Source organism: Bacteroides sp. AM23-12, assembly GCF_003434395.1.
In the GTDB taxonomy this organism is placed as follows: domain Bacteria; phylum Bacteroidota; class Bacteroidia; order Bacteroidales; family Bacteroidaceae; genus Bacteroides; species Bacteroides thetaiotaomicron.
The window spans coordinates 40,407-64,089 of record NZ_QTLF01000027.1; the positions used below are offsets into that span (position 1 = coordinate 40,407).

Here is a 23,683-nt window from a genome sequence, read left to right on the forward strand (position 1 = left end):
TTGAAAGAGATTGCGGAAACATCTCACGCAAAATGTTGTTATAACACTGACTTTAAAATATTTTTCACTTAAAACCTTAACTTATGGCAAATATTAAAAATGCAGTGAAGCTAGGCGTGTTTACCCTGGCTATCATGAACGTTACGGCAGTAGTATCATTGCGTGGGCTACCAGCCGAGGCCGTATACGGAATGAGTTCGGCCTTCTACTATCTTTTCGCGGCGATTGTCTTCCTTATCCCGACATCGCTCGTAGCAGCCGAACTGGCAGCTATGTTTCAGGATAAGCAAGGTGGTGTGTTCCGATGGGTAGGCGAAGCCTACGGCAAAAAACTAGGATTCCTCGCCATCTGGGTACAATGGATCGAAAGTACGATCTGGTATCCTACCGTATTGACATTCGGTGCCGTATCCATCGCCTTCATCGGAATGAACGACGTACATGATATGTCGCTGGCAAACAACAAGTATTACACCCTCGTCGTAGTTCTTATCATCTACTGGCTGGCTACATTCATTTCTCTGAAAGGTATGAGCTGGGTTGGTAAGGTAGCCAAAATCGGTGGTATGGTAGGTACGATTATTCCAGCCGCTTTGCTGATTATATTAGGTATTATCTATCTGGCAACCGGAGGACAATCCAATATGGATTTCCACAGCAGCTTCTTCCCTGACTTTACCAACTTCGATAACGTCGTCCTTGCTGCCAGTATCTTCCTGTTTTATGCCGGTATGGAAATGGGCGGTATCCACGTAAAAGACGTAGAAAACCCTTCCAAGAACTATCCGAAAGCAGTATTTATCGGTGCACTGATCACTGTTCTTATCTTCGTATTGGGAACCTTCGCACTGGGCGTTATTATCCCTGCCAAGGATATTAACTTAACTCAGAGTTTGCTCGTCGGTTTCGATAACTACTTCAGATACATTCACGCTTCCTGGTTGTCACCGATCATCGCTATCGCTCTTGCATTCGGAGTGTTGGCAGGTGTACTGACATGGGTTGCAGGTCCGTCAAAAGGTATCTTTGCCGTAGGTAAAGCAGGTTATATGCCTCCGTTCTTCCAGAAAACAAACAAACTGGGTGTACAGAAGAATATCTTGTTCGTGCAGGGTATCGCTGTAACTGTGCTGAGTTTGTTGTTCGTCGTTATGCCTTCCGTACAGAGTTTCTATCAGATTCTGTCACAGCTGACAGTGATTCTTTATCTGATTATGTATTTGTTAATGTTCTCCGGAGCTATCGCACTGCGTTATAAGATGAAGAAATTGAACCGCCCGTTCCGTATCGGTAAGTCCGGTAACGGTTTGATGTGGTTCATTGGTGGTCTTGGCTTCTGTGGTTCATTGCTCGCATTCATTCTGAGCTTCATCCCGCCCAGCCAGATTTCTACCGGTAGCAATACCGTTTGGTTCTCCGTATTGATCATCGGTGCATTGATCGTAGTCGTTGCTCCGTTTATCATCTACGCATCCAAGAAACCGTCTTGGGTAGATCCGAACTCTAATTTCGAGCCATTCCATTGGGAAGTTCAGCCTCAGGCTGTGACTGCCGGTGTTACTGCCAACAGTGCAAATGCCGCTCGTCCGGCTTCTGCTTCGACATCGTCTGCAAGTCCGGTCAGTTCCGCTACTGCCAGACCAGCAAGTACCCCAACTTCCGGTCCGGCAAGCGCAGGCTCTACAACCTCCGGTTCTACTCCGACAAGCAATCCGGCTCCTTCCGGTGGAAATACCGCAGCAAACAACGGATCGCCAGATTCCGGAATTAAAGATGCGGGTGCTCCTAAATCTTAAAAGCTAAACATATTGTTTACATAAATAATCCCACCTTGAATCAGGGAATGCTCAAGGTGGGATTATTCATATCTTATCATTTGTTATTTCTTTCTTCGTAACCAAAGGCAAGATGAACCAAAAAGTACTACCCTTACCGACTTCCGATTCTACACCGAATCTTCCCCCCAAATTATGAACAATCGTTTGGGAAAGCGTCAGTCCAAGCCCCGTTCCCTGCATTTCCCGATCAAGCTTCGTAAAACGGGAGAATATCTTCTCCTGCTCCTCCTTCGGAATACCAATACCGGTATCCGATACATAAAAATAGACTTCATCCGTACCTTCCATACGGCATCTGAAACGGATTTCACCTGTTTTAGTAAATTTCATCGCATTGTGAAGCAAGTTCGTCAATACCTGAATTATACGCTGTTTCTCCGAATGCATCATAATCGGTTCCAGATGTGCTTCACAGACCAGTGCCACCAAAGGATTCTCATTCAGCCTCATTCCGAAAAGTCCTTCCAGCTCCCTCAGCAGATCATTAGCATCAAACTCCGAATATACAAAGTTCAACACGCCTGCATCTATTTGCGAAAGATCGAAGATATCATTTACCAGTCGCAATAACCGCTCATTATTTTCAGAGATAATATCGGTATACATCTTCTTTTCCTCCTCGCTGGTAGCAGTAGCCATCAGCCCCGAGAATCCGACAATGGCATTCAATGGAGTACGGACTTCGTGACTCATATTGGCAATAAAGGCAGACTTAAGTTTGTCGGCAGAAATCGCATTTTCTCTTTCTACATCCAGCAGGCGCTGCATATTTCGAAGTTCCGTCACATCATAAACTGTCAGCACCATACGTTCTTCACCGTTTATTTTCAGATAAACGCCCGAAACAGAAACATCACAGGGAATAACCGTCTTTTCATCCTCACTTAAAAGTTGCATAGAGGCATCCAGTTTCTTAAAGCTTCTCTTCTCATAAAAAGCCTTGCTTATGAATGTACGTATGCAGCACAATTTACACTGTTCATGTTTTCCACATTCTCCGGCTGCTATCGCATTTCTGCAATGCAATAAATCTCCGACTCTTTTTATTTCTCCCTGCACAGGAGTCAAATGATTCAGTGTATAATAATTGGTATTGTGAACGATAAAGTCTCTGTCAATCAACAGATAGTAAACGTTTATATTCTGTAGGATGGAAGTTAACTCTTTGGATTCATGCAACATTACAGATGTTTCCGATATCATTTTCTTCTTAACCGACTGATACTTAATCAGTAGATAAATGAATGCAGCTAATAAAACAACTGTAACAAACTGTAATGCCATAATAATATATTCTATTGTTTGTAGTGCCCTGATCGTTTTGACTCGTAAAAGTATAAAATATACCGAATAAATGATGCTACATTTGCATATTTATTCTACCTAAAAAGAAAAGTTTTTTTCTTTCTCCCTAACTAGACGAAAAATTCTCTCTAAGTTATTGCAGTATTAAAAAATATACTTATCTTTGCACCCGCAAACGAGAAAGGTGCCATAGCTCAGTTGGTAGAGCAAAGGACTGAAAATCCTTGTGTCCCCGGTTCGATTCCTGGTGGCACCACTTTTAAAAAGCAAAACAATATTAATCCCTGATTTTTTTCAAAATTCAGGGATTTTTCTTTTTCTGGAACAGGTAAAATCAATAGGAATGAGAATCAACATAAATATGGTACCATTCTGCAATTGATTTTGGTACAGCATTTATTCAATCATCATCTCATGTTAAGCAACAGCTTTTCGCCCACTTGTAAATTCATTTAATGAACAAACTTTTTCTATAGCAAATATGTTTTCTAATATCCTAAATGAATGATAAATAAAAATGTTTCCATTAGGCATTTTTTCTGTATGACAAAGGACTAATTTTATAAAGAGACAGATAAATGCTCATTTGTTATATTCATTTATTTATAGTTTTATATAACAAATCATGTAGATATGGCAACAATAAAAATCAAATTCCGTACCTCTTCCGTAAAAACAAAAGAAGGCGTATTATTCTATCAAATCATTCATGCCAGAGTAACCAGGCAAATCAATACCGGCTATAAAATTTTTCCTTCAGAATGGGATAAGCATTTGGCTTGCATCATTCTTCCGGACAATAATGACATAAGACGACGTTTTCTCGCTCAACTAACAAGCCAAATAGCAGAGGACATGCATAGACTGAAAAATATCATTTCAAAGCTTGAACATTCGGGCAATCCTTTTACCTCCGGAAAAATAATAGAGCTATTCCGTATTCCCCCCATCAATAAATACAGTTTTCTATCATTCGCACAAGATCTTATTATACAACTAAAACAAATCGGCAAAGAACGCACTGCCGAGTCTTATGCCTCAGCATACAACAGTTTCAAGCGTTTTATGGACAATAATGGTGACGTTCTACTTGAAGATGTAAATTCCAATCTGATGATAAAATATGAAATATACCTTAAAAACTGCGGTGTCTGTCCAAACAGTTGTTCATATTATATGCGGAATCTCCGAGCAATATACAATCGTGCTGTAGAAAAAGAGTTAACACAACAACAATATCCGTTCAAGTATGTATATACCGGTATTGACAAAACAGTAAAACGAGCTGTATCTCTAAAAACAATTCGCCAAATACAAAATTTAGATCTGAGCACAAACCCTTTGATGGATTATGCAAGAGACATCTTCATGTTCTCGTTCTACACCCGCGGAATGTCATTCATTGACATGGCATATCTGAAAAAGAAAGATCTGCAAAATGGAGTTCTGTCCTATCGCAGACATAAAACCGACCAACAATTGTTCATTAAGTGGGAAAAGTCCATGCAAAAAATTGTCGATAAATATAATACTATAGAAAGTCCTTATCTACTACCTATCATCAAAAATAACGGTAAAGACCCAAGAAGAGAATATAAAAATGCCTCACATTTGATTAATAGAAAACTGAAGGTAATAGGACAAATGTTAGAGATCCCCGTCACACTAACAACATATGTCGCCCGCCATGCATGGGCAAACATTGCCAAGAGTAAGAATATCTCTATCTCGGTTATTAGCGAAGCTATGGGACATGACTCCGAAAACACAACACGTATTTATCTAGCCTCGTTAGACGCCTCCATAGTGGATAAAGCAAACAGTATTATACTTAAATCATTATAGTATACAAAAAAAGTATTGGCGGGGCTGACCCAAAAGTCAGCCCTGTTTAGTTTTCCAATGCTACATTATTAATAAATAAGATTATCATGGCTCTACACAACGGATAAAGCATGCATCACTTTTAGGTGTTTCTATTTTATTTTCACCAGTAAGAGTTGCGTAAACATTACTTTTAGAAATCAGATTAAAATCAAAAGAGAAATAATTAATATCCCACGCCATAATATCACTTTCTCCATCGCGTCCTGGTGGATACACCCGCTGTAACCAATAGATAGCCCCCGGACGCATATACAAATCATAAAACAAAGGTTTCTCATCACCTGCCGTCATATTGAATTTATCACTACGTCCAGCAGAATAACGGAGTACAACTGCATTTTTTGTCTCACCATGTATATAGCCCTGACCAGTAACTACGCCCTGCCAATTTCTCATATCACCATATCCTTGTTTTCTATGTCCATAGCCTGACGCTCCTATCGGAAAGAATAGATTCCGTCCATTCGTTTTATTATATATAAAACAACCACGCATACCATATGTGCCGGAACTGCCATAACGATATCCGTATATTTCATTGATATCGGAAAGTGTTTCCTCAGCATCATCACCATAGAGTACACCATAGCCCATTTCTATATCCTTGCTTTTATACAATACATTATAATCATCGTAATTGGCAATTTCCACTTCTTTTCCATTGATTCTAGGCTTTTCAAAAGGGGTATTAAAAGGCTGAGATGTGATTTCATCCCACAATTTAGTAGTCTCTTTTCCAGCAATCTTTAGTGGCTTGGCTTTATCATCTTTAAAGTCTTTCGGCTGTACTTCTATCCAATATTCTTTCTCATGCTTATTACTTGACGCATCAATTGGCTCATTCAGATTTCCCCACTTAAACAATGACCCTTCTTCTACTGGCGAATCTGTTTCCTCCGTAGCAGTTTTCATATTAAACGTATGCCAAGCCCGTCCTTCATCAAGCAAAGCTACAGGAGCATAGCCCTGGCGGACAAATATAAGGTGATTGCAAGTATTGTTGTGATAGCTGACACGAATAACGGCATGGCGGGATTCATTTTCTGTACATGTACCATTGAAAGTAATTTTGAAATCAATTACTGAACCGGAAAGCCCCTTAAGTGTACCATGTTCATCTATACTCGTATACTTGTTACTACTACTTTTTTCTAACTTCACAAATCCTTCGTGTGTTGTCGCTGCAACAACAGCTTCCCAAGCCCCCTCGGAAGTAAATTCTTCGAAATTTGTAGCATTCTCCCGTGCCAAACGTTTTAAAACGACATGGAAAGGCTTGTCATTATTATGCCGTCGATATATTCCTTTTGGATTGACTACGCGACGTACCTGGAATATATCAACTATTTCTGTTAATGGCTCACCCTGCGATAAAGTAGCGGTTATTTTTATTTTTGCCTGACGCCGGTAGGCTACATATGGATTATTCCCGGTATAACTAGTTTTTGCGATCATCTGTTTCGCACGTGTATATAAAGGTATACTCATATGAAGTATATTCGTCCCCTCTTCTTTACGCACAGAATAATTACCATATTCAGTATCTTCGTGAATGCCTGGATCTACGGCATATTCGCGATTTCCTCGTTGAGTTCGGTTATAGTATTCTTGGTTGCTTTCTGCATAAACAATACCCGAGCCTTCACTAGCATCTTTTTCTGTTGTTGTAAGTATGGTTGCAGTAGTACGGCGCAAAGAAAGAAATCCATTCCATACATTCTTGCCTTCCAAATCAAAATGATAATAATCAAAATTATTAGCATCTGCACCAATAGGCGCCCAACCATTGTTGATTATTTCCGCTTTCACACTTTCCACTTTCGCATAACCTGGATTTATTTTTATAGGCAAATCCATCGTTCTGTTATATAAATAGGAAATATAATAGGGATTGGGCACCTCAATACCTGGTTCCGGTTCAGCATATTCGATATGCCAGTCTGCATCATTTGCAAAATTTTTAAATTTCAATGTAAGTTTATAGTGATGATTACGTTCGGCATCATAGTTTGTTGTAATGTTTTTGCCAAGCATAAAACGGTATTTAATATCACCACTACCTACTTTTTCTTCATTAATAGAACGATAATAAGCGTCTACTTCAATATATGTACCATAAGGCACGTTATCTTTTGGCCTATATTTTGAATAATCTTTGTCCGGCTGTTGCAGATGAGGAGGTAATCCGGGATGATCCAGTTCTCCATCTTTATCTGCATCCTGGCGCTTATCATATGGCTGGTCTCCCTGCATATTCTCAAAGAAAAACAAAGCATCAGCTGCCTCTTCGTGTCCATATTTAAAAGTTCCATTTTCTTCACACGGATAATAAGCTCTTCCCGTAGCTAAACGCACCGGATAAGATTCGTCAAATGCAGGTGGGGTAGTTCCTGTATAATACTTTATAATTTCTCCGTCTTTTATTAAGGACGATTGTTCATCTTCACTTGGTGTGTTTGTTTTTCCCAAGTAGCAATTAACAGGAATATCCTTTATCTGAACCGATTTCAAGTAAATAAAAACTCCTTCTTTCAATCCACTGGCATCATAAGCAATGGTTACTTTGGAAGCTGCACGGCGAATCCATGCATGCAATTCCATATCTTTCTTGTTTATAGCTATCCGTGAAGCTTCCGTATTGCGGTTAGCACCCGCAGGTGTATTCTCTTTTGTTGTGAAGTAGCCAAACATCTGATGGTTTTTAGTAGCTTTTGTCACTTTTCCATCAGTAGTTTCTTCTGTCGAGAACCAGTTTTCTGCTTCCCATGTCAGATTAATCGATTTCAGTTTATCGACTGTTTGTATATTATCTTTTTCCGATTCAGCCAAGTTACCCATATTTGCTACCGCATACATGTAATAATAGCCGTAAGGAACTTGAGCTAACTTGAAGGTAGCCCGCTTGGTTTTGGTTTCCGCCGTTTTGTCTCCTTCCGCATCTGCGTCTGTACGGTCAATATCATCAACATCGAATTTATCTGTAGTTTCCGTTGAAGCAGCACCTTTCGGAAGAAGATAGTACGATTTCACCAGATTTCCTTCCTCATCATACAGCAACACACAAAGATCATTGATGTCTTTGATTACATCTCCTGCCGTACGAGTGTTTACATCCAGAGCCGGCCGAAGAGGAAGAAACTCTACAGTAGCACTCACACTGACTTCTCCTTCCGGCATTCTTTCGCCTTCGTTGTTCAGCCAATCATCTGTACAGGCAGTCAAGACAAATATCAGCATACCTGTAAGACTATAAATAATGTTGCGTTTCATATTTTCCTGTATAAAGTTATTTAAGGAAATCTTTCCTTTCATTTTTTATAATCCGAAATCGGGTTCTAGTGTGATTCCGGTATAAGGACGCACATCTACTATGCAATCCATTGCATGTTCATTAATTGTGATATTTACCACCACATGTGTATTTCGCGGCAACTGTGGAAGATTTGGCAAGTAACTTTTCAATTCTGTTCCGTTGACACCCAAAGTCAGCAGATAAGGGTTTTCCTTATTGTTGTCATCACTATGCTTCCCCTCCAACAGGTAAATCGGTTGCTCATTGGTTTTCGTATTTTCATCTCCCGGGAGTAGTTGCCCTTTAAACAACGATGACGCATCATATGTATAATACCCTTTCAAAGTAGGAACATCAAAACTATTTATGTCCCAGAACTTTGTTCCCTCCGTCGTTTCTCTCTATATATATGTAGCATTATGCGGCAAGTAATACTCCCTTTCCGCCATTTTATCAATAGTCAGTTTCGTGATCTCTATGGACCGGCTGCTTTCATTCGTTATATTGAAAGTAAATTTAACAGCTGCTCTCGTTATGGAAAGCTCACGTTCACAATCCTCGGCAGGCACATCTACCATATAAAGTCCACTCATCGGCAACGGCCCGTCAATTCGTTCCGTATTACTGCCTAGCCGAATGGTTAGGTTGGATATATAATCCGTAAAGAATAAGCTTCCGGGCTGAATTTTCTCAAAATCGCACTCTACCAATTTACGTTTCGGAAAAAATCCCGTTGTCTTTATTTCCGTAGCTTCATTTGCAAACAAATAAATTCGTTTCTTTTCGTTTCCGATAACCTTCATCGGCTCGCTATAACAATCAGTAGATGCAACCTCCAAATTGTAAATCCGGTTATGTTCCACTATATTATCATTGTTACGTACTACAATAATACGCAACGTTTTCATCTTCTCATTATCATTTACCGGAGACTCTGGATAGATATCACTGGCCCGTGTACCCGATTGCGATATGTCAGACAGGGCAACGCTGATATTAAGATTCACTAACGGCACTCCCCTGTCAAACATTTCACTATCTGCATCATGAGCACACCCCCGAAAAAGGAGAGAAATAGCCCATGGTATAATGATATATGCGATTTTCTTCATTGTCCTATATCGTTGATTCTGACAGTCCAATCGTTTATCTTAATATAAGTTTTAATCCATTCAAGATTCGGGCTTAAGAAGAATATCATTGACCATTCACTTTCACGATCGAGAAACTCCTGCGAATCCATGCTTGCATACAGATCACTCTTAAGCATAAGCAAATAGTTAATAAGTGGAATATTGATAATTTCCACACCATCTGCTTTGCGACGCACCGTCAGCTTAGGTGAGTACCAGTCACGCACCATCAACCGTGAAGTAGATAGTTCGGCATAAGCTACCACCACTTCTCTTCCCTCATCAGTGAATCCTGCCGAAGCTTGCCCTTGCGCCCATGGAGTGTATGTCACCATACCATTCTCAAGCAAATTATTATCGTAACTGAACAGTATATTATCATCGGTAATTTCAAATTCAAATTTCTTATCATCTACCGGCTCACCATTCATTTGTTGCAACACAACACGAATATTATTGGTGTTCTTCATCATCTCAACGGTGCCTTCACTGTAAAGGTCGGCAGTTGCGAGAGTAAGTTCACCCCAATACAAACCATGCAAGTTCTTTCGTCTGGGATTTGTCAAGCATTCCGAATCCAGTTCCACTTGCAAATCGGTATATCCAGTTCCTTCTCCGGGTGTATACTTCATAAGGAAAGAGCTCTTATTACAAGCCAGACCACCATAAGCTACGAAATGATAATTTCCTTGTTTGAGGTCCAGCTTCATGCGATAATTCTCGTCCTGCAACTCCGTACCCGTCACTATGCGAGTATCCACATAATTGCCATTTTCATCATAGACCAGCAATGTCAGACAATCCACCTTCTTAGCAAATGCATTGGCATATTCCATATTGTAGTCGTAAATGAAGCGTAGTGACACGCCATGCGGACATGGAGCAAGATCTTCATAAATACGTTCACACGATGAAAAGGCAAAATTTATCAGTACGATGCCAAGCACCGTACTGATAAACCCTGAAATTATATTTCGTTTTTTATTATGCATCTTTGGTTTCTTAAAAATCGATATTATTGACACGAACCACCCAAGGCAATACATCTACCGAAACTGTCAGATAAATATCACCTCGCTCATCCGGAGTATCAGGGCCTGGGTTATCAGGGTCATTATCTGAAATACGTGGATGCCCAAGACGGGAAATGTTAGTTACAGCAAGTTTATAAACATTGTTGCGAACTACAGCAAACTCCATCGGAGCCATTTCACCTTCCACACCATTGTCATTGTGGCGATTCCAATAATAATAGTAGCAATAATAGCCCCAACCACCGTCTTTGTCCTCGCTTGACTGATAGATGGTTATGCCGGCATCAGTAGCTGCTTGTCTGAAATCACTGAGATAAGAACCTTCAAGTGTTTTGTTGTTTCTGTCCCAAGTGTTCCATTTAGAATTAGCACTACTTTCATCTTGAGGGCTAGCATCCCCTTCCTCACCTGTACCACCGGTACCATATACAGCCACATAAAGCGGATGAGAACGACTCCATGTTTTGGTCTCTTCGTTGTATGCAACAGCTTTCACTGCTTTTCGCACATTTGGCCAACTTACATACAAATTGCCGCCAAACATATAAATAATCGGATCTTTATAAGAATCACGCTTCAAATCAGAAGCAGTGTAATTAATAACTTCTGCCAAGCGCTTGAGATCTTCGTCAGAGCTATTAGCAGCATCTTCAGTAGCTATCATTTTTCCTTTGAAAACAATACCGGTTGTTATACCGTTTACCTGTCTGTCAACCGGTCCCGGAATTGTATTCTCCGTTACATATCGCCATATACGATAATCACCATATTTGTTACCAGTATTCCAGCTATTATCTGTATCTGCTTCACCACCAAGAATGTTAGATAATAAATGTGTGTTCCATTGATCTTGCTTTGTATTGTCTATTGAGCCGTCAGCTTGAAAGAGAGGGTAATTAAAATACTCACTTAATCTTGCTGTCTCAATGCCTTGATTCTTCTCGGTTGCCCACACATCCACGACATAATTACCAACAAGATGAGTTTCCCCACCTCCCGCAACGGTAAACCAGGGCTTTTCCGGGCTGCAAAGACTAGCTTGTGCCGGAAGTCCATTATCAGATACCCGACGCAAATAATAAAAACTATTATTCATATTCACCAAAGCCATTTTACCTAATTGAACGTTTACAATGTAAGCACCAGGTGTTCCGTCCGGTGCAATATCTTGTACAACCGGATAGGTATTGCCTTCCTGAGGACGTATATTTTCAGGCAAACTACGACTACCATCTCTAAAATCGAAACGTGCCATTGCGCGTTCTACTTTCACTGCACCACCTACACTGTTGTCTACTTGTGACAAACTTCCCGCATTGTTTATTCCGGAAAGATTAAACGGAGTAGCTTCATTATATAACAACCAGTCATTCATCGTATTAGGAAGCAAGCGTTTGGCTATGGAATAGTTGGACATCAGGAAGCTGCCACCTTCATTCTTGCTCCATATCTTTCCTAATTCCTTATCGTCACCCTTGCAAATTGCATTATACCATGTCGTATTCTTATATTCAGTTTTACTGATAAGTTCTACCAATTCATCTGTCGGGTTACAAAATATAAATACATTCACTTCCTTTTTATCAGTTGGTGTTTCTGTATCATTATAGAACTGAGACAACTGTGTTTTAGTTATTTCGGAAGTTCCGATATAAGCCTGTTTATTTGCGGATTGTTTCATCTTGTCCGACATGTCACCAAAAGCAATGAATGCATTATCCGTGCTGCGGGCAAGTACCACGTACATTCTTTTCACATTGTTCTCATAATCTTTACCGATTTCGACACCAACATTGCTGCCACCACCTTCAACCGTATTACTACGCGAACCGGGTACAGACGGCATAGTTACCTGTACTGTCATGTATGCCTTATCTCCCTCATAAACAGTAGGGTCAAATTCTGTTTCACCTAGTTTATCCTCAGCACAACCTGCTGTGAGAACTACGGCAAAAAGGCATAAAAAATACTTGCTAATTCTTTTCATAATCTGCAACTTTGAATGAATTAATAATTTCTATGTTTTTATATTTAGATCCTGTTAATGTTTTATCTCTTCTATTTGCTTTAACATCTCCTCCGCATCAGCCAGCCCCCTATGTGCAGCTTCAGTAAACATTTTTTCTGCCATATCAAACTCCTTCTTCAAGGCAGCGTATGTTCCCCGACCATAAACAGCCTGAGGTGAGTTTCCAGCTTTCTTCAGATAATATTCCGCATTCTTCATATCCCCCCTGTCCATTGCGGCATTTGCAGCATTCAGATTAGCCACTTCATCATCAGGGAACATACGTACAGCGACTTCGAATGTTTCATTATATTCTTCACTCCCCAGTTTCATATCCTGTGCAGCAAGATACATCTCGTTCAAACTTAACTTCTGTGGCTGTGTCTTAATCAGACGTTTGATTTCGTTGATATCAGTATAGGTACGCACTTCATATTTGACTGCATAGTCTGAATGACGAAGCCCCGGATAAACCTCTTTCAGTAAGAATGCATAATCTTTGGGAAAGGCAGTCTTGATGCTACGTTCTTTTGCATCTGGTTCCAGGTTACTGCGGATTAATGCCAGAATACCTGCTTTGTTTTCGAGATACGAGTTTTCCACATAACGTTCGAGTCCTGCCCAATCTTCCGGCTCGTAATCGGTAATGAATAGTGAATCGGCAAAATCGTACTGTTTGCGTACATACTCTTTCAGTGTTTTCGTTCGTCCCATCGCCAGACGTTCATTATTCGAATAGGGACTTTCAGGCGAAGCATATCCTTTAATGCTGACAGAGATAATCCGTGTATCCACATCATTCTTCACCGCATCAATAGTATTAAGTATCTTTTGCAATTCAGTCGGATTACGACGATAATTCTCATGAATTTCTGTTCGGTTCACAGGAAAGTCAATATAAGCCGAACCTTCCAGTACATTAATTTTCGGTTCAGCTTCCGGACGAATGTATACATAGGCAGGCACAAATTCTTTCGGCTCCAACTGAAGTACCAACAGAGGCTCGTTGCCAACAACAAGTGCCTCGCCGCAACAACCGCATGTTTCATTGCCCGTACTGAGCATGGCACGTTTCATCCAATCGGCATAAGGTACGACTGTACGATATTTGACCACAGATACTTTGTTTTTTTGATAAAGCATCACATCATCCGTACACAAGCCATTGCGTAGATGATGATAATAGCGGTTGCGACCAGCTATCATCACCGAAGGTAAGTTCAATTCATTACCTTCTCCTGACAATCTAGGCGTAAGAATCACTTCACGGTTACTTTTTACACTCAATGCCGAAACATCAATATCCATTGATACGAACAATTTATCTTCCGAACGAGACACGGCAAGGTCAGATACTGTCACATTACCGCCCATTATTGTTTGAGCCTTTGCTCCCATCATCAAGAGTAGGAATAGCAAACTACTACAAAATATTTTTGTTGTTCTATTCATATCCGTAATTTGTGTGATTTAAAAAGTATATATAAGATTGACTGCCGCTTTTGTAGGTCCAACATAATTATGCGATTTTCCATCGGCTATTTTTGTACCGCATTGGGTACAGGGATAACTGTCGTAGCGAGTATAAATCCAGCCCAGACCTAACTCCGCTTCCAAATTCCAACGTTTGTTCAATATCCACGCATAACCATAAGCAATACCACCACCGGCAAACCAACCTTGATAACGACGATCAGAAAGCACAGATAAATCTGTTCCAAGAAATGAAATATGATTGTTCAGATTACCAATGTTATACTGCCCACCCAAAGCATGAACACCAACAAAATGACCAGCGAAACGATCACAAAACCAATAACGCCCTTCTGGTTGTAGAAGCCAATGTTTCCACTTACGCTCATGTGAAAAAGTCCAGCCATTATAGTTGGCAGAAAGATCAAATGTCCATTTCGGAGCAAGGCCAACTTCTATTCCTGCATTAACAGTTGCAGTAACATCATACAATAAATTGCTTTTGATTGCTACTTTCTGACAATGTACTTCTGTGCAGAGAAGCACAAAAATCATAATTGCATACAGTTTCAATTTGTTTTTTTTCATATATATAAGTATTATATATTACTAAATTCACACATACACGCATACAATTCGAATCCTATTTATCCTATATATCGGAAATAGAAATATTTTAGACATACGTTATATATCAAATCAATGTTACATACATCTTTTCAACACCCCTATATATATGAGTAGAAATAAATGACATTTCAAATATATCTCTTCCTAAGAGAAGTTTCCAATCTGTAATATAATTGTAATTAATTGAATTTCAATGAATAATGAATTAACTAGAAATATGTATAGATTACAAAGTTTTGCAAATCCCCTAGTTTTTAATAGTTTAGCTAAAAAAAAAGTTTATATTTTACATTGTCATTTACAATATTTTATATAATTTTGCAACAGATTGGATACATCTCTTAGGAAGAAAGGTACTTAAATTGTATATATACTAGAACTAATATCCGCATATATTCAATTTTGCATATTTCCGGTATACCTAATAATGAATATTTCAGTTTCTCATTAGGAGATAAACTCTTTGTCTTAAAAGTCAGCACTAAAGAGAAGAACACGGGATATAGCTTTGTTCTTATCATTATAAAAGAATACATTATGAAGTTCCCTCCAAAAAATATTCCTATAGTATTTGGATAAATCGAACCTTTTCCATATCTTTGCACCGTCAAAAAAATAAGAGCAATATAGGTTAAACATTTAACATATATACAATCTATTTCTTTGATTATAATGTGATAATAATTGTATTGTTAATCAGAGTTTTACGAATAAAAATTTTCAAAGCTCAATTTTCAGCAACATCACATTCAAGAGCGGAATGTAGCGCAGTTGGTAGCGCACTACGTTCGGGACGTAGGGGTCGGGCGTTCGAGTCGCCTCATTCCGACAAGATAAGGGTTAGCTTACTGAGATTCAGAAAGTTAATCCTTATTTTTTAAAACAGCCGGGACGAAATCGGGACGGCGGGTATGAAGTACTGATCATCCATCGGATAATTCAATAATCAATTTCTTTTTCGTTCGATTCCTCCCTATTTTCAATTTAATTTATTTGCACGCCAATAGATTCATTTATATCTTTGTTACCAATATTTCATTTAATCCCATTAATTCATCAACCTATTACATCATGAAAAACAGATTCCACCTTTTAGCCACAGCGGTAGTTTCCTTGTTATGTGTTAGTTGTGCAGAAACTCAGGTTTCTCAGTCCGGAAGTGAAAAAGCAGTCAATCCCCCTATTATGGGTTGGAGCTCATGGAACGCTTTCCGGGTAGATATCAGTGAAGATATTATTAAGAATCAGGCCGACCTGATGGTTAAAAAAGGTCTGAAAGACGCAGGATATCATTATATTAATATTGATGATGGTTTCTTCGGCGAACGGGACGGCAATGGAAAGATGCAGACCAACAAAAACCGTTTCCCGAATGGCATGAAACCGGTTGCCGACCATATACATAGTCTTGGAATGAAAGCCGGTATTTATACAGATGCCGGCAACAACACTTGCGGTTCTATCTGGGACAACGATCATGCAGGAGTAGGTGCCGGTATTTACGGACATGAGCAACAAGACGCCCAACTCTATTTCGGCGACTGGGGATTCGACTTTATCAAGATAGACTATTGCGGCGGAGATGTACTGGGCCTGAATGAACAGGAACGCTATACTTCCATCCGGAACAGCATCGACAAAGTAAACAAGGACGTCTCTGTCAACATCTGCCGTTGGGCTTTTCCCGGCACATGGGCAAAGGATGTAGCTACTTCATGGCGTATCAGCGGTGACATCAATGCACATTGGGGGTCATTGAGATATGTGGTCGGCAAAAACCTATACCTGTCTGCCTACGCCAAAGACGGGCACTACAATGATATGGATATGATGGTCATCGGTTTCCGCGACAACAGCAAAGTAGGAGGAAAAGGACTTACCCCGACAGAAGAAGAAGCTCACTTCGGCTTATGGTGTATCATGAGCTCGCCTCTGCTGATCGGATGTAATCTGGAAAGTTTGCCGGAATCTTCTCTTGAACTGCTGACAAACAAAGAATTAATCGCTCTGAACCAAGACCCGTTGGGCTTGCAGGCATACGTAGCACAACATGAGAACGAAGGCTATGTACTGGTAAAAGACATCGAACAAAAACGTGGTAATGTACGTGCCGTTGCTCTTTACAATCCATCGGATACTGTTTGCAGCTTCTCCGTACCTTTCTCGGCACTGGAGTTTGGCGGGAACGTAAAAGTACGTGACTTGGCAAAACGCAGTGATTTAGGAAATTTCTCTGATGTCTTTGAGCAAACGCTTCCTGCACACAGCGCTATGTTCCTCCGCATGGAAGGCGAAACACGTCTGGAACCGACATTATATGAAGCAGAATGGGCATACCTGCCAATGTTCAATGATCTCGGCAAAAATCCGAAAGGCATCATATATGCCGCCGATCAGGAAGCTTCCGGAAAAATGAAAGTAGGTTTCTTGGGCGGACAACCAGAGAATTACGCAGAATGGCCGGAAGTATACAGCGCAGACGGCGGACGTTACCAAATGACGGTTCATTATTCATTCGGCAAAGGAAGACAACTGGAGATAGATGTCAACGGCATCGTAACCAAAATCGATTCACTGGGAGAAGATGACAAGCACAATCAAGTCACAATCCCCGTTGATCTGAAAGCCGGTTACAATCATATCCGTATGGGCAACAGCTACAACTGGGCACCGGACATCGACTGCTTTACGCTTACCAAAGGAATGTAACAGACTGAAAAACAGCTAAACGTAACAATAAAAAAGGAGGAGCTAAGATCACTCTCCACTCCTCCTGTCACGACAAACAACTAAAATTATTCACTATTTGATGCCATCCAATGCCCTTTTAGCAGTAGCATTAGTGGAGTCTATAGCCAGAATTTTGCTCCAATACTCCTTCGATTTTTCTTTATTCGCCATTGCTTCCGCTTTCAGTGCCGGATTTTCAATAGCCAACAAGTAGTAATATCCAAGATAACTGTAGCACTCAATCAAAGCTGAATTATAATGAGGATCATTCTTGCTTTCCAGCAGGGTGGCTACCTCCTCATAGAAAGGCTTCGCCAGTCCAAGAGTCGTTTCAGGGTCAAGTGCGGAATTGGCACGTGCCCTCCAAAAATTACCCAGGTAGCTGTCCGGTGCTGCTTCTGCGATGGAATGGAAAACAGAATCAGCAGCCATCAAAGCCTGCTTGCGTTCTTCAGCATTGATTGTCAGCGAATCAGTCTGCGTACCTGCACCATAATAAAGTCTGCCAAACTGGAATTGTAAATCCGGAGTCTGATGTTCTTTATCAAGGGATGTATAATATTTCTGGTAAGCACTGATTGCTTTTTTATAATCATTCTTCTGTTCATAAGCAGAAGAGATATTTTTGTATAAGTCCGTCTTTGTCGGATCTAATTGTATGGCTTTCTCATATTGTCCTACAGCTTCATCATATTTCTTCAGAGCTTCGAGCAAATGCCCGTAATACATATAGTCAAGATATGAATAATCAGCCTTGTCCGATTCGGTAAAAAAAGCATCCGCCGCTTTTATTGCTTCATCAAAGCGCTTCAGGTCTGTATAATTATACATTGCCAGACGATTGAACGCCGCGTGACGCGCATTCTTTTTCAATCCCATATTCGCCACTTCAAGTGACTTCTCGAAGTCATGGTTCAGGAAGAGGGCAAATGCATATTTCACTAAATCCTCTTCTGTCGCTGTCGGTCCCATCGCAAAACGCGAATAAGCTTCGGCGGCTTTACTAAAATCATTCTTCAAATAATAGATTTCGGCAAGTTTCTTATCTACGGCTGTGTTGGACGGTTCCTGGGCTTTCAGCTGTTCCAGTTTTTCAATGGCCAGAGCAGCATTGGCTGATTTATAAATATCCGCATATCTCAGATATGCTTCTGTGCAACTCGGATCGAAATAGATAGCTTCTTCATATTTCTGAGATGCCAGACCGGCGTTTTTCTGCTCAAAGGCGATGTCTCCCTCCAGTACGGAGGCAAGAGCCGATTTGCCATTCACTTTTTTGGCAAGAGCAGCATACTCCTGTGCTTCCGGAAGTTTTCCGGCTTTCAGATATACCTCGCCGATAGCCACCAGAAGTTCCACATTCTTTTTATTCTTTCCTTTTATCAACTGTTCAGCTTCCTCATTGGCCTGAGCCGGATTCGTCTGAATGGTTTCTTTCAATTTTGCAACTCCTGCCTGCCATTCGGCATCAGATGATTGCGCATAGAGCGACCCAACTGCTATAAACGCTCCAGCTAAAAACATTTGTACTCTTTTCATGATAGTCTCTAATTTTAGTTATTATTCGTCTTTCACATGGACAATACGCACTGGCTGAGTAGCCGGAACAAGTCCAGATTTTAATATAATCCGCTGCCCTTTGTCGGATGTCATAAAAGAAGCGAATCCCCAAGGCAGCGCACTGCGAGGATCATTCAGTAATGCGTAAATGGGTCGTGCCAATGGATAGTTACCATAATACAGGTAAGCCTGATAAGGCTTATAACTGTTAGCAGGAGTAGCTACATCCTCCGCACTCACTGCCATTACTCTGATTTCCTCGGTGAAAGAAAGGTTGGTGGTGTCGCTGCGGTTGCCCAGCCAGTTCACACCAATGACTCCCATTGCTCCGGGGTTCTCTGCTACATACTTTATCACCTGCTGATTGGTCTTCAAGGCACTGACATTGTCAGTAGCCAGTGGTTTTCCACCACAGATAGAATCCATTGTATAGCGTACAGTGCTGGAGTTTTTATTATCGAACACCACCTGAATACTCTTCAGGCGGGAGTTCGGATTTATATCCTTCCAGTCTTTCGCCTCACCAGTGAGGATGCGGCTGAAATCCCGTACGGTCAACAAAGAATCCGGATTGTCCCGGTTGACGATTAATGCCAGACCATCTGTAGCCAGCTTAATCTCGCGGGGAAAGAACTTGCGGCTGTGAAAGGAATTCATTTCTTCCTCAGTCAATGTCCGGGTTGCAATAGCCAACCGGACACTGTCTTTCAGAAGTAAATTAATAGCCTCGACTTCCGTCGTGTAGCGAGGAACAATTCCGGCCAAAGGATACAGACTTTCAAACACATCTATCTCTTCCTGTATAATAGGCTCAAAACTTTCATCCGCCGCAATAGATATCACCCCAGACGAATACGTATCCGTCGGTCCATCCGATTTGGAACGGCAAGCACTCAACACCGCCAACAAAACGATTCCTACCAGCCAAAATTGTCTCTTCATCATCTTACTGTAATCTAAACATTACCGGAACGGTGAATTTCACACGTACCGCTTTACCATTTTGTTTACCAGGAATCCATTTCGGCATACTTTGTACCACACGCACGGCTTCTTTATCCAAGTAAGGGTCTACACCACGAGCTACGTGCACGTCGGTGATAGTACCGTCACGCTCTACCACAAACTGGATAATAACGCGACCTTGTGTTCCATTCTCCTGTGCAATTGTCGGATACTTGATATTTTTTCCAAGGTATGACATCAGTTCCTGCTGTCCACCGGGGAAGGTCGGCATCTGCTCTACCATATCAAATACTTTTTCCGGTTCTGCAGCCTGTGTCACCACTTGCTTCAGGTCAGCAATATCGGCTCCGTTGGCTTCGTCATTACCTTTTACGTCGGCAATGGAGATTGCCACTTTGGTAGAAGTCAATTCTTCCTGACTCTTGATCTCATCGTCTTCGTGCACCTCTTCATCTTTCTTGATGACAGGGGCAGTAAACTTAATAGAACTCTTCAATGCAGGAGGGGGAGGTGCAACCGGTTCTACCCGTTTCATCTCTTCCTGTTTGATTTCCGGTTCTGCCAATTTCGACAAAGTTGTTACCTCTGTCATTACTTCCTTTTGCTCCGGGGTTGCCAACTTAAGCAGCGTAGGGATAGTAAATCCAACGATTGCTATCGCCACCACAATCAGCATTGCAATAGTATGCCGTCTGGGTGAATTGGCACGCATTCTATATGCGCCGTACGCTTGATTCTTGCCTTCAAAAATCAGCTGACACCATTCCGAAGAAGCTAAATCTAATTTTGCCATTTTACTTTCTTTTTTTAGGTGTTACATCATTTATCGGCCAAGTTCTGTGACAGTTCTCCCTTAGCATCATAATTCTTAATCAGGAACTCATCAGCTTCGGCAATATCCGTTATCACATATTTACCTATATTACATATCTGCATCTCGTCCAATGCATCAATCAGATTCATATAAGAAGCATCATCCGTCGCCTTGATAATGACGGTCGGCGTATTTTTTCCGCTTTTTATTTCGGAAACCTTCTTTTTGTATTCGTCATCTGTTATCTTCAGATCGAGCTTCTGTTGTTTCAAAGCTCTTACCTGATTGACAGCTGCAGCATTTTTCTGAAGAAGTACGGCACGTAACCCGTTTGCCCCGTAACTAGTCTCTTTCAATGAGGTGTAATCCTTGTAGTTAGGCTCTCCCTCATAGTAATAGAGCTTGTTATCGGCTCCCAGCAATAATGTAATTGCCTGAGAGGCTTTCACCATACTCTTTTGTTGTTCAGTTATATCCTTGTCATTGCTCGGCATGCTTATTTCCATCGTCTGAGGCTTGCTCAGCGTGGTACAAAGCATAAAGAAAGTAATCAGCAACATGTTCATATCCACCATCGGGGTAAAGTCTACCCGGACAGTCATTTTCTTCTGCTTGCCTTTTCCTCTTTTTCCGCTGCTCTCTTGTACTTCAGCACTCATTGTCTTTCCTCCCTTTTAATTTTCAGATTCTGCTTTGAGAGAAGTAATCAGATTATACCGATTTTCCCGCAAATCCTGAAGTGAGTTCATTACGTTCTTTATCACTGAGTATGGAGTTGAAGCGTCCGCTTTAATAGCAATTCGCAGATCAGCATTGGCGGCACGTGCATTACGTACCCACGACTTGAACTGATTATCGGTACTATCACAAGGAATTCCTTCATTCTTCAGAATTTTGTCCCGTTGATCTTCCGGGAGGTCAAGGAATTTCTGCATACTTCTGATAGGCACTCCAAACGTAGAAGCCACTGTGAACCTCTTTGCCTGTTCCGGAGTGAACTTGATGCCATACTCTTCACCCATACTCTCCAAGACAGCCTGCATATCCTGCTGCTTGTCGAGACTCATAAATATTTTTCCTTCCTGGTCAACCAGAATCTGGAGTACATCTGTCTCCGGAATCTTGATTTCCGATACGGAGGCTGGAGTGGTAACCTGCACCGGCTCCTTCTTCACAAATGTTGATGTCAACATAAAGAAAGTCAGAAGCAATACAGTTACGTCACTCATAGCGGTCATATCTATGAACGTATCTTTCTTTTTAATTTTCGCTCTACCCATGATTAATAGATTTTAAAGGGTTCGCCAAATTAATGAGTAGCTGCAAAAGTCTGCACGATAGAGAATCCGACTTCGTCGAGTCCGTAAGTCAATTTGTCAATTTTGTTAGTGAAGTAGTTGTAAGAAATAACAGCCAGCGCACCTGTCAAGATACCGAAAGCCGTATTGATCAAGGCTTCAGAGATACCTTGTGACAAAGCCATAGAGTCGGCACCACCACCGGCGGACAATGCGGCAAATGAACGGATCATACCGATTACAGTACCGAGCAATCCCATCAATGTACCCAAAGTAGTAATTGTAGCGATAATCGGAAGATTCTGCTGCATCATAGGCATTTCCAGAGCAGTTGCTTCTTCCAGTTCTTTCTGGATAGCCAGCAGCTTTTGTTCTTTAGGCAAAGCAGTGTTCTTTTCCATTTCTTCATACTTGCGCAAAGTAGCAGTAACTACATTGGCAACAGAACCGCGTTGTTTGTCACAAATCTCTTGTGCTTTCTTAAGGTCACCGGCAGCCAGAGCTTCTTTAATGTTAGCTACAAATTTAGCCAACGAGCCTTTACCGAAAGCAGAACGAAGAGCAAAAAAGCGTTCAATACTCAAAGCGAGTACAGTTAACAACAGTGTCTGAATAACAGGCACAATCACACCACCTTTGTAAATGGTACCCAACATGTTCAATGGATGGTTGTTAGGATCATTGTTCATAAAGTTAGACGGATTTCCCAACAGGAACTGAAAAATACACACTGCTACAATGAAACAGCAGATGATTACGATACCGGCATTCTTTATACCTACAATCTGAGACTTTTTAGTAGTTTCCATAATAAGTTTTTTTGTTAAGATATTAATTTTAGTTATTTAGAAAATTTTCAAATGATTAGATACACTGCGCTATAGACCCTGTGACTTTTCAAGAATGAAAGTCACACAGCTTCATACAGGGTACGAAAAAGTAAATAAGATGGGATAAGTAATTAAATAAGGATACGTCTTAGAGCGAACACGTAGTAGTCGCTACAGATAATGGAGTAATGTGGATCCTTATCCGAATAATAGGATTTACTTTGATCTAATACAAGTGAGTTTTCTCTTAACAAGAAGAACTTATACATAACGTCTTTAAAGAAATCATTGGATTCAATGATTCTACGCAGACGATAATTATTAGAAGATGTTTCTGTTACTGATTTAAAGCCTAATTCTACGTCAGAAATAGACAAAGACTGGGATGATCTGTCATACCCCAGCGAACGAGTCTTAAATGAAGAATTAGAATTCGTATCGGAAGTTGATTCAGACAACTGACAAGAGCATTCGTTCTGAGAAATACATGAAGTGATATTCATAGCATTTCCACCTATGCTATATGATAGCATCAGCAGAACAATCGCTAATATGAATCTCACAGAACCTTTCATGATATTTATTTTAGTTGTTTATATCGAATTCTCGTATTTCGGCGACAAATGTAGCAATTAAATATATCCGTTTGTCGTTATTCACATCATTTAAGCATAAAAGTTTAACTCTATTATTGAAACAACGTACAAAGTGTTTTGTTCTCGCAGTTTGTGATTTTATGTGTTAAAAGTAGTTAGGCGTACATACGTTTTAAAGAAGTCCGCCAAGTTTAATAATTGAGAGAAATATGTATAATCAATAAATCCTCTCCAGTCTTAAATCCGAAAGTATCCAAAACAATAAAGCCCTTCTGGTATTTCTACCGGA

General features: G+C 40.6%; 18 protein-coding genes and 2 tRNA genes. 5 read left to right on the top strand and 15 right to left on the bottom strand.

Translation table 11 applies throughout. From position 1 onward, the window contains the following. The first annotated feature begins 83 nt into the window (after positions 1-83). Positions 84-1,796 (top strand): putative glutamine/gamma-aminobutyrate antiporter GadC, encoded by a 1,713-nt coding sequence (gene gadC, locus DW640_RS18170; RefSeq protein WP_048698239.1) that lies wholly within the window; start codon positions 84-86, stop codon positions 1,794-1,796. 66 nt (positions 1,797-1,862) lie between these two features. Here gadC and DW640_RS18175 read toward each other — a convergent pair whose 3' ends face one another. Then, positions 1,863-3,122 (bottom strand): HAMP domain-containing sensor histidine kinase, encoded by a 1,260-nt coding sequence (locus DW640_RS18175; protein ID WP_117578795.1) that lies wholly within the window; start codon positions 3,120-3,122, stop codon positions 1,863-1,865. A gap of 204 nt (positions 3,123-3,326) precedes the next feature. Between DW640_RS18175 and DW640_RS18180 the strand changes: the two genes are divergently transcribed. Together DW640_RS18180 and DW640_RS18185 are read left to right on the top strand one after the other, a co-directional pair. After that, positions 3,327-3,399: transfer RNA gene (locus tag DW640_RS18180), tRNA-Phe, on the top strand. Positions 3,400-3,776: 377 nt separating this feature from the next. After that, entirely contained in the window at positions 3,777-4,988 is a 1,212-nt protein-coding gene (locus DW640_RS18185; RefSeq protein ID WP_117578796.1) for a site-specific integrase, read from the top strand. 84 nt (positions 4,989-5,072) lie between these two features. Here the strand turns inward: DW640_RS18185 and DW640_RS18190 are convergent, their stop codons facing one another. The 7 genes from DW640_RS18190 to DW640_RS18215 are packed head-to-tail and all read right to left on the bottom strand — an operon-like array spanning position 5,073 to position 14,558. Further along, complete coding sequence (locus DW640_RS18190; RefSeq protein WP_117578797.1) at positions 5,073-8,300, bottom strand: DUF4906 domain-containing protein; 3,228 nt, start codon at positions 8,298-8,300, stop codon at positions 5,073-5,075. Positions 8,301-8,345: 45 nt separating this feature from the next. Beyond that, positions 8,346-8,666, bottom strand: coding sequence for a hypothetical protein (locus tag DW640_RS24050; protein WP_233525455.1), 321 nt, complete (start codon positions 8,664-8,666; stop codon positions 8,346-8,348). A 57-nt stretch (positions 8,667-8,723) separates the two neighbouring features. Continuing rightward, entirely contained in the window at positions 8,724-9,434 is a 711-nt protein-coding gene (locus tag DW640_RS18195; RefSeq protein WP_233525456.1) for a hypothetical protein, read from the bottom strand. After that, the gene (locus DW640_RS18200; RefSeq protein ID WP_008763553.1) at positions 9,431-10,447 is read right to left on the bottom strand and encodes a FimB/Mfa2 family fimbrial subunit; all 1,017 of its coding nucleotides are present in this window, start codon (positions 10,445-10,447) and stop codon (positions 9,431-9,433) included. Before DW640_RS18200 ends, DW640_RS18195 begins: the two co-directional genes overlap by 4 nt. Before the next feature lie 10 nt (positions 10,448-10,457). Further along, entirely contained in the window at positions 10,458-12,476 is a 2,019-nt protein-coding gene (locus tag DW640_RS18205) for an Mfa1 family fimbria major subunit (protein ID WP_016269936.1), read from the bottom strand. 54 nt (positions 12,477-12,530) lie between these two features. Beyond that, the gene (locus DW640_RS18210) at positions 12,531-13,949 is read right to left on the bottom strand and encodes a DUF3868 domain-containing protein (RefSeq protein WP_055230040.1); all 1,419 of its coding nucleotides are present in this window, start codon (positions 13,947-13,949) and stop codon (positions 12,531-12,533) included. A gap of 18 nt (positions 13,950-13,967) precedes the next feature. Beyond that, positions 13,968-14,558 carry a DUF3575 domain-containing protein gene (locus DW640_RS18215; RefSeq protein ID WP_008763550.1) on the bottom strand — a complete coding sequence of 197 codons (591 nt, stop codon included), beginning with the start codon at positions 14,556-14,558 and terminating at the stop codon, positions 13,968-13,970. 798 nt (positions 14,559-15,356) lie between these two features. Here DW640_RS18215 and DW640_RS18225 point away from each other — a divergent pair. Together DW640_RS18225 and DW640_RS18230 are read left to right on the top strand one after the other, a co-directional pair. Next, positions 15,357-15,429 (top strand) — tRNA-Pro (locus tag DW640_RS18225). Between the two features lie 242 nt (positions 15,430-15,671). Continuing rightward, positions 15,672-17,309, top strand: coding sequence for an alpha-galactosidase (locus tag DW640_RS18230; protein WP_008765209.1), 1,638 nt, complete (start codon positions 15,672-15,674; stop codon positions 17,307-17,309). Positions 17,310-17,402: 93 nt separating this feature from the next. On the opposite strand, the gene DW640_RS18235 is transcribed toward DW640_RS18230, so the two are convergent. The 7 genes from DW640_RS18235 to DW640_RS18265 all read right to left on the bottom strand — a co-directional run bounded on the left by DW640_RS18235 (position 17,403) and on the right by DW640_RS18265 (position 23,373). Further along, entirely contained in the window at positions 17,403-18,869 is a 1,467-nt protein-coding gene (locus DW640_RS18235) for a tetratricopeptide repeat protein (protein WP_008763548.1), read from the bottom strand. Positions 18,870-18,890: 21 nt separating this feature from the next. Further along, complete coding sequence (locus DW640_RS18240) at positions 18,891-19,835, bottom strand: PstS family phosphate ABC transporter substrate-binding protein (protein WP_008763547.1); 945 nt, start codon at positions 19,833-19,835, stop codon at positions 18,891-18,893. A 1-nt stretch (position 19,836) separates the two neighbouring features. Continuing rightward, entirely contained in the window at positions 19,837-20,649 is an 813-nt protein-coding gene (locus tag DW640_RS18245; RefSeq protein ID WP_008763546.1) for an energy transducer TonB, read from the bottom strand. 26 nt (positions 20,650-20,675) lie between these two features. Then, positions 20,676-21,329 carry a biopolymer transporter ExbD gene (locus tag DW640_RS18250; RefSeq protein ID WP_008763545.1) on the bottom strand — a complete coding sequence of 218 codons (654 nt, stop codon included), beginning with the start codon at positions 21,327-21,329 and terminating at the stop codon, positions 20,676-20,678. A 15-nt stretch (positions 21,330-21,344) separates the two neighbouring features. After that, positions 21,345-21,950, bottom strand: a complete 606-nt coding sequence (locus DW640_RS18255; protein WP_008763544.1) for a biopolymer transporter ExbD — start codon at positions 21,948-21,950, stop codon at positions 21,345-21,347. 29 nt (positions 21,951-21,979) lie between these two features. Further along, a complete protein-coding gene (locus DW640_RS18260) occupies positions 21,980-22,777 on the bottom strand; it encodes a MotA/TolQ/ExbB proton channel family protein (RefSeq protein ID WP_008763543.1) in 798 nt (265 codons plus the stop codon). Between the two features lie 152 nt (positions 22,778-22,929). Beyond that, positions 22,930-23,373 carry a hypothetical protein gene (locus tag DW640_RS18265; RefSeq protein ID WP_008763542.1) on the bottom strand — a complete coding sequence of 148 codons (444 nt, stop codon included), beginning with the start codon at positions 23,371-23,373 and terminating at the stop codon, positions 22,930-22,932. Positions 23,374-23,683 lie beyond the last annotated feature (310 nt).